This window comes from Alistipes montrealensis, from assembly GCF_018362775.1.
Lineage (GTDB): Bacteria > Bacteroidota > Bacteroidia > Bacteroidales > Rikenellaceae > Alistipes > Alistipes montrealensis.
In genome coordinates this window covers 16,208-33,147 of record NZ_JAGYXY010000006.1, presented here as the reverse complement: position 1 = coordinate 33,147, position 16,940 = coordinate 16,208, and the positions used below count along the sequence as shown (strand labels likewise).

The window sequence follows — 16,940 nt, the reverse complement described above, 5'->3', positions numbered from 1 at the left end:
TTGGGGAGCGAGCTCAAAGAGAAAGTCGCGCAGGGCGTGGCGTGGAGCATGGCCGAGAAGATCGGCTCGATGCTCCTCGCAATGGCCGTGCGGCTGGTCATTCTGCGCCTGCTGACACGCGACATCCTGGGCTTCATGTCCATTCCGTCGGCGGTCGTGACGGTGCTGCTGGTGATCGTCGACAGCGGTTTCTCGCAGAGCCTGATTCGCCATAAGGGGCCTTCGCAGAGCGATTACAAGTCGGTTTTCCTCTTCAACATGGCCGTTTCGGTGGTGCTCTATGCGCTGCTGGTGGCGGTGGCGCCCTGGGCGGCGCGCTGGTACGGGATGCCCGAGATCGCACAGATCGCCCCGGTTTTCTTCCTGCTGCTGCCGCTCAGCGCCTTGTCGGCTGTTCAGAATACGATCTTTATCCGGCAGTTTCGCTTCGCGCTGCTGTCGAAGGTGACCTTCGCCTCGTCGCTCGCGGGCGGCCTCACGGCCATTGCGCTGGCGTTGGCGGGGTGGGGCATCTGGAGCCTCGTGGCGGAGCGCGTGATCGCGATCGGGATGCGGACTGCGCTGCTGTGGTGGCTCAGCGACTGGAGGCCCTGCGGCAAATGCGGCCTGAAACCCCTGCGTGAGATGGCGCCGTTCGGGTGCAGTTTGATGGTGACGGATCTGATTTCGAATTTCTACAACAAGATACCCCAGTTCTTCCTCGGGAAACTCTATTCGCCGGCGACACTCGGATCGTTCGACCAGGCGGTGAAGCTCAAGGATATGCCCGCTGCGACGGGCATTCAGGCGGTGCAGAACGTCACCTTCCCGGCGTTGGCGAAGATTCGCGACGACGCCCCGAAGTTCGCCGAAGGCTACCGGCAGGTCGTGATGGTCGTCTCTTACGTGATGTTCCCGATTATGCTGGGTATGTCGGCCGTGGCGCACGACATGTTTGCCGTGCTGCTGGGCGAAGAGTGGATGCCGACGGTTCCCTATTTCGAAACGGTGTGCCTGGCGGGATTGTTTTCGCCGATCGCCCTGACGGCTTACAACGTGCTGAAGGCCCGCTGTGAGGGGCCGCTGATCGTGCGGCTCGAAGTGGTGAAGAAGGTCATCATGACCGCGATCTTCGCCGTGACGATTCCGCACAGCGTGATGGCCGTGGTCTGGGGATTGGTGGCGATCGCGTTTTGCGAAATGACGGTCAACTTCCTTGCAACGACGCGTTTCACCACCTTAACGATCTGGCGTTTTGTCCGCACGCTGCTGCCCGTGGCGCTCGTGTCTGCGGCGATGTATGCCGTCGTGCGGCTTACGGCGGCGGCGCTGCCCGGCGACACCCTGCTGCGGCTGATGGCTGAACTGGGGGCGGGACTGGTCAGCTACCTCGTGCTTTCGGCCCTCTTCCGGCTGGAAGCCTTCCGTGAAGTGACGGCTATTATCAAAAAACAGGTTGCCCGCAGATAGGCAACCTGTTTTCTTTTCCGGATCATTCTTTATTTGTAGACTTTCGGGGTGATGACGCCCCGGAGCACCACCAGCGCATTGATGGCCAGCGCTTCCAGTTCGTTTTCACCGGGGTAGACCGTAACCGGAGCGATGAACGAGCAGTGTTCGCGGATGTACTCCACGATGGGTTCATTGAAGGCGATGCCTCCCGTGAGGACAATGGCCTGGACGCTTCCCGAGAGGGCTGCGGCCATGGCGCCGATCTGCTTCACGACGTTGTAGCACATGGCGTCGAGGACCTTCTTGGCCCGCTGGTCGCCCTCGGCGATGCGTTCCATGACCTGAATCACGGAGTTGGTCCCCAGCAAGGCTACCAGGCCGCCCTTGCTTGAAATGAATTTCAGCAGTTCCTCGCGCGTATACTGGCCCGAGAAGCAGACCTTGATCAGTTCGCTCGAAGGGATGCTTCCCGCGCGGTCGGGAGCGAAGGGGCCGTCGCCGTCGAGTGCGTTGTTGACATCGACGATGCGTCCCTGCTTGTGCGCGGCAACCGAAATGCCGCCGCCCATGTGGGCGACGATCAGGTTCGATTCCTCGTAAACCCAACCCATCCGGTCGCAGTGCAGGCGCGCCGTGGCCTTCTGGTTCAGGGCGTGGAAGACCGGTTTGCGCGGGCACATGGGCATGCCCGAGATACGGGCTACGTCGTCCATCTCGTCGACCACCGGCGGATCGGCGATATACGCCTTGACGCCCGCCATGTGGGCGATCTGCGCCGCCAGGAGTCCCCCGAGGTTGCAGGCATGCTTCATCGGCGCGTTCCGCAGGTCGTAGCGCATGCGCGAATTGACTTCGTAGACGCCTGCGGGAATGGGCCGTATCAGGCCGCCGCGGCCGATTACGGCCGACAGGTCCTTGATGTCGAATGCCTGTTCGCGGAGCGCCGAGAGAATCAGTCCGCGGCGCCAGTCGAGCTGGTCGTTGACTGTCGCGAAACGGGAAATTTCCTCGGTGGAGTGACGCAGGTTCAAATCCAACAAAGGCCGCTCCTCGTCATAGAGGGCGACCTTTGTAGACGTTGAGCCGGGATTTATTGCTAAGATTTTGTAGCCCATAGTTCTCGGTTCGTTCGTATTGGGTTAGGTCCGGATGACCGGATTTTAGTTTTTTACGGCCAGGCAGGCCAGTGCTATCGAGAATAACTTGGTTTTGCTCGTATCGCCGCGCGAGGTGAGCACGCACGGGACCTTCGTGCCCATGACCATCGCTGCCAGTTCGCCGCCGCAGAGGTGCGTGACCGACTTGAAGAAGACGTTGGCCGATTCGAGGTTGGGGAAGAGCAGGCAGTCGGGATCGCCGGCGACCGACGAACCTTTGACCTTTTTGTGCTCGGCAACCTCCTTGTAAAGCGCTACGTCCAGCGACAAGGGGCCGTCGACAACGACGTTGCCCAACTGGCCGCGGTCGGCCATCTTGGCCAGCAGCGCGCCTTCGGTCGAGGAGATCACATTGGGGAGCAACTGCTCCGAGGGGGCGATGCAGGCGATTTTCGGGGTCTTGATGCCCAGCAGGTTGGCCGTGCGGGCCAGGTAGCCGATCTGCACCATCTTCTGCTTGAAGTCGGGCAGCGGAATAACCGCCACGTCCGAGATGATCAGCAGTTTGTGGTAGCAGGGCATTTCGACGATCGAAACGTGGCTCAGGACGCCTTTCGGGGGGAACAGCCCGGCCTCCTTGTTGAGGATGCCGCGCATGTATTTGTCGGTCGAGACCAGGCCTTTCATCAGCACGTCGGCATTCCCTGAAACGACCGATGCGACGGCCTGCTGGACGCACTTCACGTCGTTCGATTCGTCGACGATGTTGAACGCTTTGATGTCGATGTCGTTTTCCTCGCAAACCTGTTTGATAACCTCTTTGTCGCCGAAGAGCGTGGGCTCCACGAGGCCCTCCTTGTAGGCTTCGTAGACTGCCTCCAGCGTATGTGAATCCTGTCCATAAGCTACGACAAGACGTTTTTTACCCCGTTTTCTCGCCTCCTCGACGATATCGGTCAAATGCTGAATCATAATGATGTTACGTTTAATTTTGTAGTTTGTTATATGTAGTGGCTGTTCGCGGTTCCGGCCGCTGTTGTCGCGGTGTTCCGTCGCGTTTGCCGGGTCGTTCCATCCACCCCTGTACACGCTTTGGCGGGAGGGATGTCTCGGAGTTGCCGGGATGCTAACGGATCGGCTGCCGGGTTTATTTTACTAAATTATAGGTATCCGTGGCGATCACGAGTTCCTCGTTGGTGGCGATGGTCGCTACCTTGACCTTCGAATCGGGAGCCGAGAGGATTTTGTTGATGCCGCGGGCGCCCTTGTTGGCTGCGGGGTCGAACTCGACGCCCATGAACTCCAGTCCGGTGCAGACCGTTTCGCGCATCTCGCACGAATTCTCACCTACGCCGCCCGTGAAAATGATCATGTCGACGCCGCCCATCTCGGCGGCATATTCGCCGATGAACTTGCGGATGCGTCCGTAGTACATGTCGCGGGCCAGGATTGCGCGGGGATTGCCCTCGTCGTAGGCGCGGTCGATGTCGCGCATGTCGCTCGAAATGTCCGTAAGGCCCTGTACGCCCGATTTCTTGTTCATCATCTCGTTCAGTTCGGCGTAGGTCATGCCCTCCTTTTCCCCGATGAACGTGATGGCGCTGGCATCCACCGAGCCGCAGCGCGTGCCCATCACCAGGCCGTCGAGCGGCGAGAAGCCCATCGACGTATCGAACGACTTGCCGTTGAGGATGGCCGTCACCGAGCCGCCGTTACCGATGTGGCAGGTGATGATCTTCGAATTGTGGAAATCGAGCCCGGCCAGCTCTGCGCCGACCTTGGCCACGTACTTGTGGCTGGTTCCGTGGAAGCCGTACTTGCGTACGCGGTATTTCTCGTAGTAGGCGTGGGGCAGGGCGTACATGTAGTTGACGGCGGGGATCGACTGGTGGAACGAAGTGTCGAACACCGTGACCTGCTTCACGCCCGGAAGTACCTTCTCGATCGAAAGCACGCCTTCGAGGTTGGCGGGGTTGTGCAGCGGGGCGATTTCGAACAGCGAGCGGATTTTCGCCTTGACATCCTCGGTGACGATGCAGCTTTCGGGGAAGAACTCGCCGCCGTGGGCGACGCGGTGGCCGACGGCTTTCACCTCTTCGAGCGATGCGATCACGCCGTGTTTTGCATTCGTAAGGGCGTCGAGGACCAGTTTGATGCCGGTCGTGTGGTCGGGAATCGGCTGGTGGAGTTCGAACGGCTCCTTGCCGACGGGTTTATGGATCAGGTCGCCTTCCGGGAGGCCGATGCGTTCTACGATGCCTTTTGCAAGCAGTTTGCTCGATGCAGCCTCCATGTCGATCACCTGATACTTGATCGAAGAAGAGCCGCAGTTCAATACCAAAATTACCATAAGTGCTATTATAAAGTTATATGTTTTTGTTCTGTTTTTCGCTTCCAACGGCGGTTGTAGCCGTCTTCAGCGTCGTTTGCAAACCAGGCCCCATGTTTTCAGCTTTTCACCTGCGCGCCGATCCACATGCCCAGGGCGGCAAAGGCGATGCAGACCACTGCGCTCAGGGCGATGTAGGCCGTCGCAGGCCCGTAATCCCCGGCGCGGAGCAGCCGCACGGCATCGGCCGAAAAGGTCGAAAAGGTGGTGAAACCTCCGCAGAATCCTACGATAAGCAACCATCCTGCCGTTGTCGAAGTCGTGGCTTCCAGCAGGATGCCGATCAGCAGCGAGCCCGCGGCGTTAACCGTGAACGTCCCGGTCGGAAAACCCAGGATCGTGTGCCCTGCAAGCAGCCAGGCGGAGAGCATATAGCGGACGATGCTTCCGGCGGCACCTCCCAGGCCCACGGCAAAAAGTTCACGAATCATAATTTAAATATATGTATTATTTTACGGATGTGCAAATTTAAGCAAAAAATGATTACGGATCGTTCTATTTTTTACCAAAATAGGTGGAAAATTTATCCGATTCGTGCTCATAGCTGCCGTTGCGCCGTCGTCCGGGGCATGCGTCGTCTGCTTGCCCGGGGACGGGGCGGTTTGTAAATGCAGCGGTCGGCGGCGCAAACGGCGTTATGATTCCCTGACCTGTCCGTCGCCCGTGATCACGTATTTGTACGTCGTGAGTTCGGGCAGCCCCATCGGGCCGCGGGCGTGGAGTTTCTGGGTCGAGATGCCGACCTCGGCGCCGAAGCCGAACTGGCCGCCGTCGGTGAAGGCCGTCGAGACGTTGACGTAGACGCACGCCGCGTCGACGCGTTGGGTGAACTGGTCGGCGGTCCGCTCGTTTTCGGTGACGATGGCTTCGCTGTGGCGCGAGGAGTAACGGGCAATGTGGGCGAGGGCTTCGTCGAGCGACCCGACCGTGCGGACGGCCAGTTTGTAGTCGAGGAACTCGGTCCCGAAATGCTCTTCGGAGGCGGGACGCAGCAGGCATGCGGGGTAGCGGCCTTCGAGTGCGGCGTATGCCTCCGCGTCGGCGTAGACCGTGACGCGGGCGGCGGCCAGCGGGTCGCACAATGCCGCGAGGTCCGCGAGGCGGCCGCGGTGGACGACGAGACAGTCGAGGGCGTTGCAGACGCTGACGCGCCGCGTCTTGGCGTTGCAGACGACGGCACGGCCTTTCGCCAGGTCGCCGTCGAGGTCGAAATAGGTGTGGACGATACCTGCGCCGGTTTCGATGACCGGGATGCGGGCGTTCTCACGCACGAAGCGGATCAGTCCCGAGCCGCCGCGCGGAATCACCACGTCGACGTAACCCACGGCGTTGAGCAGGGCGGCGACGGCGTCGTGCCCCGCAGGCAGCAGCGTGAAAGCCGCCTGGTCGATCCCTTCGCTGAGGAGCGCTTCGCGGAGCAGGGCGGCGATGGCCTCGTTGGAATGGCGGGCGTCGCTGCCTCCCTTCAGGACGCAGGCGTTGCCCGTCTTCAGGCAGAGCGAGAAGATGTCGGCCGTGACGTTGGGCCGTGCTTCGCAGACCATGCCTACCACGCCGAACGGTACGCGGACCTTGCGCAGGGTCATGCCGTTGGGGCGGGTCCATTGGGCGAGCGTCTCGCCCTGCGGCGAGGGAAGTCCGGCGACGGATTCCATGTCGGAGGCGATCGAGGCGATGCGTTCGGGCGTCAGCCGCAGGCGGTCGCGCATGGGCGAATCGGCGGCCATGGCCTCCAGGTCGAGGGCGTTGGCCGCGAGTAGTTTTCCGGTGTTTTCCCGCAGCAGGGCGGCGGCCCGGACGATTGCACGTCCGAGGCGTTGGGTGTCGGTCCGTGCAAGCTCGGTCCCGGCACGGCGGGCAGCGGCGAAGATTGTATCGTATTCCATGTTATTCCAAATAGAGGTAATCGCAGTGAATCAGTGGTTTGAGGCCTTTTCGGCCGAGGTTGCGGCGGACTGTGGCGCTGTCGCACGAGATGCGCCCCACGCCCAGTTGCGTGCCCTCGGGCGAGAGGATGCGCACGATGTCGTCGCGTTCGAAATCGCCTTCGACGGCGGTGACGCCTACGGCGAGGATGCTCGCGGCTTTGCTCTGCGAGACGGCTGCGGCGGCTCCGGCGTCGAGGTGCAGGGCTCCTTTGGCAAAGCCTTCGCTGCTGGCGATCCATTTTTTGACGCCCGAGGCCGTGCGGGGAGCCGCTTCGAAGCGCGTACAGACGACATCGCTGCCGGTCAGCACGAGATCGGTGAGGATGTTGTCGCGGCGGCCGTTGGCGATCACCACTTCGATGCCCTCGCCCGCCACGCGGGAGGAGATGCGGCTTTTGGTCGTCATGCCCCCGCGGCCGCGCGAGGAACGTGCCGTGTCGATATACTGCGAGAGGTCGCGGCCCGGGGCGACGCGGCGGATGACCTGCGACGCAGGGTCGGACGGCGAACCGTCGTAGATGCCGTCGATGTTGCTCAGGATGATGAGCGCCTCGGCGCCCATCATCGCCGCCACGAGGCCCGAAAGCTCGTCGTTGTCGGTGAACATCAGTTCCGTGACGGAGATCGTGTCGTTTTCGTTGACGATCGGGATGACGCCGGCGGCGAGCATCGCCTCCATGCAGTTGCGCTGGTTGAGGTACTGCCGCCGCGTGGAGAGGCTCTCCTTGGTGGTGAGCACCTGTCCGCAGGTGATGCCGTATTCGTTGAAAAGGTCGTAGTAGCGGTTGAGCAGTTTGACCTGTCCGACGGCCGAGAAGAGCTGGCGGGCCGAAACGGTGTCAATGCGCCCGGCCCGGGCTTCGAGTACGCTGCGGCCTGAGGCCACGGCGCCCGACGAGACGAGGATGATCTCCGTGCCGGCCTGGTGCAGGCGCGCCAGTTGGTCGACGAGCGCCGAAATGCGCGTGGTGTCGGGATGGCCGTTTTCACGGGTGAGCACGTTGCTGCCGATCTTGACGACGATGCGGCGGTATTTCCGGGAATTGTTCATATGTTCTCTAACTAACCTAATCCAACTGACCTGCCGCACGACAATGCGGCGGTTTGCCCGCTTTTAAACGGGTTCGTACTTGTATCCTACGCCTTTGACCGTGACGATGCGCTCGTCGCCGATCTTCTGGCGCAGTTTGCGGATGTGCACGTCGATCGTACGGTCGCCCACGACGACCTCCGTGCCCCATATCCTGGCGTAGATCTCCTCGCGGGGAATCAGTTTCCCGGGCGACGAGTAGAGCAGGTCGAGCAGCGCGAACTCCTTGCGCGGCAGGGTGATCTCCTGCCCGTCGCGGATGACGGTATAACGCTCGCGGTCGACGGTGATACCCGGCGACGGGGCCTTTTCGGGGGCTTTGTCGGCGTCGATCCGCTTGAGGATCGCCTGTACGCGGCTCACCAGCAGTTTCATCTTGATGGGCTTGGTCAGGTAGTCGTCGGCTCCTACGCCGAAGCCCGCCAACTGCTGCCCCTCCTCGCCCAGCGCCGAGAGGAAAACCACCATCGTGTCCTTCAGGAGCGGGTTGGCGCGGATCGCACGGCAGGTCTGCGCTCCGTCCATCACCGGCATCATCATGTCCAGCAGGATCAGGTGCGGACGGCATTCGGCGGCGATCTTCAGCGCCTCGGCGCCGTTCTCGGCCGTGAAGACTTCGTAACCCTCGCGTACGAGGTTGTAGCGGACGAATTCGAGGATGTCTACCTCGTCGTCGACCAGCAGGATGCGGTGGCTCATGGTGTCGGTTTTCAGTCAGGCGGCCCGTGTGTGGGCCGTGCGGCATAAGTTTTTGCGAAGATAGTGATTTTCCGGCGAATAATCCAATAAATTATCGTACCTTTACCCCTTCAATTATTCATATATGATCAACGAAGCTGATTTCAGCACCTTAGGCCTTAGCGACGAAATGCTCGCGGCCGTCCAAGCAAAAGGGTTCGAAAGCCCTACTTCCATCCAACGACTTACGATTCCCCGTCTGCTCTCGGGAGAGAACGACATCATCGCGCAATCCCAGACCGGTACGGGTAAAACGGCGGCTTTCGGGCTGCCGATACTCCAGCAGATCGAACCTTCGAAAGAGGGCGTACAGTCCATTATCCTCGTTCCGACGCGCGAACTGGCCGTGCAGGCCGCCGAGGAACTGCTCAGTTACAACCGCGAACGGCGGCTTTCGATCACGGCCATCTACGGAGGCGCCGCGATGAGCGAACAGCTGCGCCGCCTGTCGCGGGGCGTCGACATCGTCGTCGGTACGCCGGGCCGCGTGCTGGACCATATCCGCCGCGGCACGCTCAAATTGGACAAAGTCCGTTTCCTCGTCCTGGACGAGGCTGACGAGATGCTCAACATGGGCTTCGTCGAGGATGTCGAGGAGATCATGAGCCACACGGGCGAAGACCGCCGCGTACTGCTCTTTTCGGCCACGATGCCCGAGCGGATCATCCGCCTTTCGGAGGCTTACATGCGCGACACCGAAGTGCTGCGCGTGGAGTCGCAGCACCTGATGACCGACCTTACGAATCAGATTTACTTCGAGGTGCGCGAGGCCGACAAGTTCGACGCCCTGACGCGCATCATCGACATCGAGGCCGACTTTTACGGCATCGTTTTCTGCCGTACGAAGATCGGCGTGGATGAGGTGGCGACGCGCCTGGTGGCACAGGGGTATTCGGCCGAAGGACTGCATGGCGACGTGTCGCAGGCCCAGCGCGAAAAGATCCTCCGCAAGTTTCGCGATAAAGCGGTCAACGTGCTGGTAGCTACCGATGTGGCTGCGCGCGGTATCGACGTGTCGAACCTTTCGCACGTGATCAACTACTCGCTGCCGCAGGATTCGGAGAGCTATGTGCACCGTATCGGCCGTACGGGCCGCGCGGGCAACCAGGGTACGGCCATCACCTTTATTTCGAGCGCCGAACTGCGCCGTTTCAACTGGATGATGCGCGACATCAAGGCCGACATCAAGCGCGAGACGCTGCCTTCGCCGCAGGACATCGTAGCTATGAAGCGCGCCAAGATCAAAGACGATTTGCAGGAGATTGTGACGGAAGAGGCCTACGGTGATTACGCCGACATTGCGGCCGAGCTGCTCGAAGCCTATGCGCCCGAGGTGGCGCTGGGGGCTTTGCTGCGACTGGCGTTCCGCAGTGAACTGGACCAGAGCAATTACCCTGAAATCCGTTCGTTCTCGGTCGACCGCAAGGGCAAGGCGCGGCTGTTCCTGGCCCTCGGGGGCCGAGACGGCTATACGGCCCGCAAGATCGTGGACATGCTCAAGCGCAAGTGCGGCCTGAGGGACAAGAATATCGACGATGTGCGCATCTTCGAGAACTATTCGCTGGTGAGTGTGCCGTTCAGCGACGCCGAAGCGGTCGTGGGGCAGCTCAACGCTTCGGGAGGCCGTCGGCGTATCGCCAAAATCGACGGCTCCGATTCGGAGAACGGCGGCGGAAAGCGGCGTAGTGCGCCGGCAGGCGGACGGACCGGCGGCGAGGAGTCGTTCCGGAGCGAATCCGCCGGGGAGTTCCGTCCCGAAAAACGGAGCCGCAAAAAGACGGAGGAGTCCGCAGGCGCGGAGGAGTTCCGCCCCGCGAAGCGGACCCGCAAACCGGCCGCTGAAACCGCTTCCGGCGATGCCGGGGAACAGCGTCCCGTGACGCGGAGCCGGAAAAAAGCCGCGAACGACTGGAGTACACCTCCGACCGGCGGCAACGACGGGTTCGACTGGGAGGCTTTCCAGCGCTACGACGAAGCTGCGGCCTGGGAGAAACCCAAGCGCGGCGCGGGAACCAAGAGCGTTCGCCGCAGCAGCCGTCCCGTCACCACGGGCCGTCAGGCTGCGCCCAAACGCATCGCTGCAAAGGGCCGCAAGCGCTGACGGCGCTTTCCGGATAAGATAAATCCCGCGACATCCGGTGTCGCGGGATTTATTTTTACCTGGCGCGTTCCGGTCGATGGGCCGTATCGGGTTTGATGCCGTAAGCGCTGATGCAGAGCCGGAACCGGCCCGAAAAAACGCCGTCGGGACGGATCGCGGCGGTTTTCTGTTCCTGGAAGGCGGCGTTGTTGCATGTTTTGGCGAAATCTTTTCCGCGTTCCGCATAAAATGGTTATATTTGCGAGATTTATATGCCTCCGCATCTGCGGGGACTCAAAAACGTGTACTGAGATGGCTACTGAAAAACCGACACTTCCTGCTCCCGAAGAGCAAGTCAGCCCTGCGGCTGAAGATGCGCAAGCGAATCCTGCCGTGACTGCCGAAGTCCCTGAACCCGAAATGCCCGCTGCCGAAACGGCCGCAGAGGCGCCCGCCGCTGCGGAAGAACCCGTTGCGGAAGTTGCGGAAACGCCTGCCGGCGCTGAGCAGTCCGCAACCGAAACTCCTGCGGAGCGTGCCGACGAGGCTCCCGCAACGGAAGAAGCCCCTGCCGACGAGGCCGCGCCGCGCGCCAAACGTGCGCGGATCAAGCCTGCCGCCGAGCCGATAGCTTCGGAGTCGGACGAGGAGGCCGCTCCCGAGGATGTGCGGGTTGATTTCGACGACGAGGACGCCGCGCTTGCGGCCCGGAACGCCGGGTTGGAGATCGAAGGCGAGACCCCCGAGGAGGAGGCCGCCGAAGAACTCGCCGGACAGTCGTCCGAAGAGGATAAGTTCGCCGGCAAAGGCAAGGAGGAGTTGGTAGCCCTGTTCGCCCGGATGCTCGAAGAGCAGCCCGTGCAGTCGATCCGCCGGGATGTGGAGGCGCTGAAGATCGCTTTCTACCGCATCCGTCGCGCCGAAGTCGAGGCCGCACGCCGCCGTTTCGTCGAAGAAGGTGGCGCCGAGGAGGATTTCGCACCTTCGGTAGACGGTGCAGAGGTACAGCTCAAGGAGCAGTTCAAGGAGTACCGCCATCGCCGCGATGCGTTCATCGCCAACCTCGAAGCCGAGAAAGAGGCGAACCTCAAGGTCAAGCAGAGCATCATCGAAGAGCTCAAGGAGCTGGTCAATTCGGACGAGACACTCAACCATACGTTCAACAAATTCCGTGAACTCCAGCAGCGCTGGAAGGATACCGGCATCGTGCCGCAGCAGTATGTCAAGGATTTGTGGGAGACCTATAACCTGCATGTCGAGAATTTTTACAGCTTCATCAAGATCAACAAGGAGCTTCGCGACCTCGACCTGAAGAAAAACTACGAGCAGAAGGTCGCCCTCTGCGAGCAGGCCGAGGCGTTGGTGCTGGAGCCTTCCGTCGTCGAGGCGTTCCACAAGTTGCAGAAGCTCCACGACGAATGGCGTGAGACGGGTCCCGTAGCCAATGAATACAAGGAGGCGCTTTGGGAGCGTTTCAAGGCCGCATCGAGCCGTATCAACAAGCAGCACCAGGAGCATTTCGAAACGCTGAAGGGCGAGCAGGTGAAGAACCTCGAACTCAAAACCGAGCTGTGCGCCGCTACGGAGGAGCTCTCCTCCCAGCCGTTGACCACGCGCAAGGAGTGGAACCGCGCGAGCGACCGCCTGCTGGAGATTCAGAAGACCTGGAAGACCATCGGCTTTGCACCGAAGAAAGATAACAACCGCATCTACGAGCGTTTCCGCACGGCGTGCGACCGCTTCTTCGAAGCCAAGCGGCAGTTCTATGCCGGGATGAAGACCGAAATGGAACACAACCTTCAACTGAAGACGGAGATTTGCGAGGCTGCCGAGTCGCTGATGAACAGCGAGGAGTGGAAGAAGACCACCGACGAACTGATTGCCCTGCAGGCACGCTGGAAGCAGATCGGAGCCGTATCGCGGCGTCATTCGGATGCTGTCTGGAAACGGTTCCGTGCTGCCTGCGACAAGTTCTTCGAGCGCAAGGGGGCGCATTTTGCGAGCGTCGACGGCGAACACGAGGAGAACCTGCAGAAGAAACTCGCCCTGCTGGCCGAAATGGCCGAGGCCGATGTGAAAGCCGGCGGTTACGAGGTGATCCGCGAATTCCAGCGCCGCTGGGGCGAGATCGGGTTCGTGCCCATCAAGCAGAAGGACGCCATTCAGAAAAAATACAAGGCCGCGGTGGACGCACTGTTCAACACGTTGCGCGGCTCGGAGCGCGACCGATCGATGGGACGTTTCCGCGAGAAGGTCTCGACGTTCAAGGCCGCGGGCGACCGTCGCCTGCGTTCGGAGCGCGAACGGCTCTACAATAAGGTACGCCAACTGGAACAGGAGATCGGCCTCTTGGAGAACAACATCGGGTTCTTTGCCAAGTCGAAGAACGCCGAAGCGCTGGTCGCCGACGTGCGTGCGAAGATCGAGCGTGCCCGCGAGGAGATGACCGCCACGATCGAGAAGGTGAAGCTGATCGACAAGCAGGACCAGGAAGAACAGAACAACGAAAATAAATAGTATACGACAGTAATGAAACTTTCCAAACCCAAGTACATCTTCGTAACGGGCGGTGTGGCATCGTCGCTCGGCAAGGGTATCATTTCGGCCTCGATCGCGCGTTTGTTGCAGGCCCGCGGCTACTCGGTGACCATTCAGAAGCTCGATCCCTACATCAACGTCGATCCCGGGACGCTCAACCCCTATGAGCACGGCGAATGCTACGTCACCGAAGACGGAGCCGAAACGGACCTCGACCTGGGGCACTACGAGCGCTTTACGAACCAGCCCACGTCGAAGGCCAACAACGTCACGACGGGGCGTATCTACAAGAGCGTCATCGAGAAGGAGCGCAAGGGCGAGTACCTGGGTAAGACCGTGCAGGTCATCCCCCACATCACCGACGAGATCAAGCGCCGCATCCAGTTGCTCGCGCAGACCAAGAAATACGACGTAATCATCACCGAGATCGGCGGTACGGTGGGCGACATCGAGTCGCAGCCGTTCATCGAGTCGGTGCGCCAGTTGCGCTACTCGCTGGGTTACAAAAATACGGCGCTGGTTCACCTGACGCTGATTCCCTATATGGCCGCTTCGGGCGAGTTGAAAACCAAGCCCACGCAGCACTCGGTGAAGGCGCTGCTGGAGAACGGTCTCCAGCCCGACATCCTTGTGCTGCGCGCCGAGCATCCGCTGACGGCGGCGCTCAAGCGCAAGGTGGCGTTGTTCTGCAACGTCGACGCCAATGCCGTGATGGAGTCGATCGACGTGCCGACGATCTACGAAGTGCCGCTGAAGATGCACGAACAGCATCTGGACGAAGTGGTGCTGGACAAACTCAACCTTCCGGCCGACAAGGAGCCGGACATGACTGCATGGAGCGCATTCGTCGAGAAGGTGAAACACCCGTCGAAGAAGATCGAGATCGCGCTGGTCGGCAAGTACACCGAACTGCCCGACGCCTACAAGTCGATCTGCGAGTCGTTCATCCACGCCGGGGCGGTCAACGATTGCAAAGTCAAGCTGCGTTACGTCAATTCGGAGAAGATCACGCGGGAAAACGTGGCTGCGCACCTGGGCAAGATGGCCGGTATTCTGGTGGCCCCGGGCTTCGGCAACCGCGGCATCGAAGGCAAGATCGAGGCCGTGCGCTTCGCCCGCGAGAATAACGTGCCGTTCCTGGGCATCTGCCTGGGTATGCAGTGTGCGGTGATCGAATTCGCGCGTCACGTCCTGAACCTCGCCGATGCCAATTCGAGCGAGATGGAGCCGGCGACGGCCCATCCGGTGATCGACCTGATGGAGGAGCAGAAGGGCGTTACGGCCAAAGGCGGCACGATGCGTCTGGGCGCTTATCCCTGTGCGCTCAAAAAGGGTTCGAAAGTTGCTGCCGCTTACGGCAAACTCAACATTTCGGAGCGCCACCGCCACCGCTACGAGTTCAACAACGATTACCTGGAGCAGTTCGAGAAGGACGGCATGAAGGCTGTGGGCGTGAATCCCGACACGAACCTGGTGGAGGTCGTCGAGATCGAGAACCATCCGTGGTTCATCGGCGTGCAGTACCATCCCGAATACAAGAGCACCGTGCAGAGTCCCTCGCCGCTGTTCGTGGCCTTCGTGAAGGCTGCGCTGGAGCATGCGAAGAAGTAATATTAATCCCGTAGAGCGAAAAGAAACAACACTTAATGGATAAAAAGTCAATTATCGGCATTGCCGTCGTAGCGGTCCTTTTTCTGGGATTCGCCTACTTCAACAGCCAGCAGCAGAAAGAATATCAGGAACAAATGGCCCGTTATGAGGCCTATCAGGACTCGGTAGCGGCAGCGACGCGTCCCGCAGCGCCCGTTGTGGATTCGACGGCGGTGGCGGACGGCGGAGCGCAGGCCGAACTGGCTGCTGCCGATGCTGCGGCTGCGGTGCGCGAACGCCAGGTCGAAACGCTGGGCGAGGCGCTGACGGCGGCCCGCGAGACGGAACCCGAAGAGTTTACGGTCGAGAACGACGTGATGTCGGTGCGTTTTTCGACCCGCGGCGGCCAGATCACGGGTGTCACGCTGAAAGATTATACCAAGTACGGTCCGCGCGGCAAACGCGACCAGAAGATCGAGATGATGGACCCCGCGACGGCGCGTTTCGGGCTTTCGTTCTACCTGAAGAACGGACTGAAGAATATTCCGGTCAATACGCTGGACTATGTATTTGCGGCCCAGCCTATTACGACGACGGAGGACGGCGCGGAGAGTGTCGTGATGCGTCTTCGCGTTTCGGAGGGGGCTTACCTGGAGTACCGCTACCTTATATATAATACGGAGGCTCCTGCGCGCGACTACCTCGTCAACTTCGACGTACGGCTGGTGAACATGGCTGCGGAGATGGCCAACCAGACGCAGATACAGATCGACTGGGCGAATACCACCTTCCAGAACGAGAAGGGTTTCCAGAACGAGAACATGTATACGACGCTGGCTTACCGCTTCCCGAACGAGACTTCGATCGAGGAGTTGGGCATGAGCGAGGGCGCCAAGTCGAAGAACATTTCGACGCAGGTTTCGTGGGTGGCTTTCAAGCAGCAGTTCTTCTCGTCGGTGTTCATCGCCCCGGACAATGTCTCCTACGCCAACCTTTCCTTCGATACGGCCGCTCCCGAGTCGTCGTTGCTGAAATCCTTCACGGCGCAGATGGGCGTGCCCTATACACCCCAGACCGAAGGCTATGACTTTGCCTTCTATTTCGGCCCCAACAAGTATTCGATCCTCAAGAAGGTCGACGATCCGCGCGGTGCGGAAATCCACCTGGAACGTCTCGTGCCGCTGGGCTGGGGTATTTTCGGATGGGTCAACCGCTGGTGCGTGATTCCGGTCTTCGACTTCCTGCGCAACTACATCGGCAGCTTCGGTATCATCATCTTCATCCTGGTGCTGCTCGTGAAACTGGTGATCTCGCCGCTGACGTACAAGAGTTACGTCTCGATGGCCAAAATGCGCCTGATAAAGCCGCAGGTCGACGAACTGGCGAAGAAATATCCCAAGCAGGAGGATGCCATGAAAAAGCAGCAGGCGACGATGGAGCTCTACAAGAAGGCGGGTATCAATCCGATGGGCGGCTGTATCCCGATGCTGATCCAGATGCCGATCCTGATCGCCATGTTCCGCTTCTTCCCCGCGTCGATCGAGTTGCGTGAGCAGCCGTTCCTGTGGGCCGACGACCTCTCGTCGTTCGACAGTGTGCTGAACCTGCCGTTCTCGATTCCTTTCTACGGCGACCATGTTTCGCTGTTCGCCCTGCTGATGGCGGTGTCGCTGTTCGGATACTCCTATTTCAACTACCAGCAGACGGCTTCGTCGCAGCCTCAGATGGCAGGCATGAAGTTCATGATGGTCTACATGATGCCGATCATGATGCTCTTCTGGTTCAACAGCTATTCGAGCGGCTTGTGCTATTACTACCTGCTGTCGAATCTCTTCACCATCGGGCAGACGCTCGTCATCCGCCGTATGGTCGACGACAACAAGATCCATGCGATCATGCAGGCGAATGCCGCGAAGAAGTCGAAAGGCAAGAAATCGAAATTCCAACAGCGCTACGAGGAGCTGATGCGTCAGCAGGAGGCTCAGCAGCGTACGAAGAAAAAATAGGCGGTATTCCGCTTTGAACACGGGCCGGAGCGGATTCCAAGGGGAAACTGCTC

At 60.4% G+C, this 16,940-nt stretch carries 12 protein-coding genes; 5 read left to right on the top strand and 7 right to left on the bottom strand.

Features of this window, described 5'->3' with window-relative positions; translation table 11 throughout:
- On the top strand, positions 1-1,449 hold the full coding sequence (locus KG007_RS11925; RefSeq protein WP_213349083.1) for a lipopolysaccharide biosynthesis protein: 1,449 nt from the start codon (positions 1-3) through the stop codon (positions 1,447-1,449).
- Positions 1,450-1,478: 29 nt separating this feature from the next.
- Here the strand turns inward: KG007_RS11925 and buk are convergent, their stop codons facing one another.
- The 7 genes from buk to KG007_RS11890 all read right to left on the bottom strand — a co-directional run bounded on the left by buk (position 1,479) and on the right by KG007_RS11890 (position 8,634).
- Positions 1,479-2,546, bottom strand: a complete 1,068-nt coding sequence (buk, locus tag KG007_RS11920) for a butyrate kinase (protein WP_195461377.1) — start codon at positions 2,544-2,546, stop codon at positions 1,479-1,481.
- A gap of 45 nt (positions 2,547-2,591) precedes the next feature.
- The gene (locus KG007_RS11915; RefSeq protein ID WP_195461376.1) at positions 2,592-3,500 is read right to left on the bottom strand and encodes a phosphate acyltransferase; all 909 of its coding nucleotides are present in this window, start codon (positions 3,498-3,500) and stop codon (positions 2,592-2,594) included.
- 175 nt (positions 3,501-3,675) lie between these two features.
- Complete coding sequence (locus KG007_RS11910; RefSeq protein ID WP_195461375.1) at positions 3,676-4,878, bottom strand: acetate/propionate family kinase; 1,203 nt, start codon at positions 4,876-4,878, stop codon at positions 3,676-3,678.
- A gap of 98 nt (positions 4,879-4,976) precedes the next feature.
- A complete protein-coding gene (gene crcB / locus KG007_RS11905; protein ID WP_195461374.1) occupies positions 4,977-5,348 on the bottom strand; it encodes a fluoride efflux transporter CrcB in 372 nt (123 codons plus the stop codon).
- Between the two features lie 204 nt (positions 5,349-5,552).
- Positions 5,553-6,803 carry a glutamate-5-semialdehyde dehydrogenase gene (locus KG007_RS11900; protein ID WP_195461373.1) on the bottom strand — a complete coding sequence of 417 codons (1,251 nt, stop codon included), beginning with the start codon at positions 6,801-6,803 and terminating at the stop codon, positions 5,553-5,555.
- A gap of 1 nt (position 6,804) precedes the next feature.
- Positions 6,805-7,896, bottom strand: coding sequence for a glutamate 5-kinase (gene proB / locus KG007_RS11895; RefSeq protein WP_213349081.1), 1,092 nt, complete (start codon positions 7,894-7,896; stop codon positions 6,805-6,807).
- 63 nt (positions 7,897-7,959) lie between these two features.
- Positions 7,960-8,634 (bottom strand): response regulator transcription factor, encoded by a 675-nt coding sequence (locus KG007_RS11890; protein ID WP_195461371.1) that lies wholly within the window; start codon positions 8,632-8,634, stop codon positions 7,960-7,962.
- A 124-nt stretch (positions 8,635-8,758) separates the two neighbouring features.
- Between KG007_RS11890 and KG007_RS11885 the strand changes: the two genes are divergently transcribed.
- The 4 genes from KG007_RS11885 (at position 8,759) to yidC (ending at position 16,887) form a co-directional block, all read left to right on the top strand.
- Positions 8,759-10,774 carry a DEAD/DEAH box helicase gene (locus KG007_RS11885; protein WP_195461370.1) on the top strand — a complete coding sequence of 672 codons (2,016 nt, stop codon included), beginning with the start codon at positions 8,759-8,761 and terminating at the stop codon, positions 10,772-10,774.
- A gap of 291 nt (positions 10,775-11,065) precedes the next feature.
- Entirely contained in the window at positions 11,066-13,270 is a 2,205-nt protein-coding gene (locus KG007_RS11880) for a DUF349 domain-containing protein (protein WP_229095486.1), read from the top strand.
- A 12-nt stretch (positions 13,271-13,282) separates the two neighbouring features.
- Entirely contained in the window at positions 13,283-14,902 is a 1,620-nt protein-coding gene (locus KG007_RS11875) for a CTP synthase (protein ID WP_213349079.1), read from the top strand.
- A gap of 35 nt (positions 14,903-14,937) precedes the next feature.
- Positions 14,938-16,887 carry a membrane protein insertase YidC gene (yidC, locus tag KG007_RS11870; RefSeq protein ID WP_213349077.1) on the top strand — a complete coding sequence of 650 codons (1,950 nt, stop codon included), beginning with the start codon at positions 14,938-14,940 and terminating at the stop codon, positions 16,885-16,887.
- Positions 16,888-16,940 lie beyond the last annotated feature (53 nt).

What these genes read in the sequence shown, in the direction of transcription:
- buk (WP_195461377.1), bottom strand. Translation starts at nt 2,546, where the DNA reads ATGGGCTACAAAATCTTAGCAATAAATCCCGGCTCAACGTCTACAAAG.
- KG007_RS11915 (WP_195461376.1), bottom strand. Translation starts at nt 3,500, where the DNA reads ATGATTCAGCATTTGACCGATATCGTCGAGGAGGCGAGAAAACGGGGT.
- KG007_RS11910 (WP_195461375.1), bottom strand. Translation starts at nt 4,878, where the DNA reads ATGGTAATTTTGGTATTGAACTGCGGCTCTTCTTCGATCAAGTATCAG.
- crcB (WP_195461374.1), bottom strand. Translation starts at nt 5,348, where the DNA reads ATGATTCGTGAACTTTTTGCCGTGGGCCTGGGAGGTGCCGCCGGAAGC.
- KG007_RS11900 (WP_195461373.1), bottom strand. Translation starts at nt 6,803, where the DNA reads ATGGAATACGATACAATCTTCGCCGCTGCCCGCCGTGCCGGGACCGAG.
- proB (WP_213349081.1), bottom strand. Translation starts at nt 7,896, where the DNA reads ATGAACAATTCCCGGAAATACCGCCGCATCGTCGTCAAGATCGGCAGC.
- KG007_RS11890 (WP_195461371.1), bottom strand. Translation starts at nt 8,634, where the DNA reads ATGAGCCACCGCATCCTGCTGGTCGACGACGAGGTAGACATCCTCGAA.
- KG007_RS11885 (WP_195461370.1), top strand. Translation starts at nt 8,759, where the DNA reads ATGATCAACGAAGCTGATTTCAGCACCTTAGGCCTTAGCGACGAAATG.
- KG007_RS11880 (WP_229095486.1), top strand. Translation starts at nt 11,066, where the DNA reads ATGGCTACTGAAAAACCGACACTTCCTGCTCCCGAAGAGCAAGTCAGC.
- KG007_RS11875 (WP_213349079.1), top strand. Translation starts at nt 13,283, where the DNA reads ATGAAACTTTCCAAACCCAAGTACATCTTCGTAACGGGCGGTGTGGCA.
- yidC (WP_213349077.1), top strand. Translation starts at nt 14,938, where the DNA reads ATGGATAAAAAGTCAATTATCGGCATTGCCGTCGTAGCGGTCCTTTTT.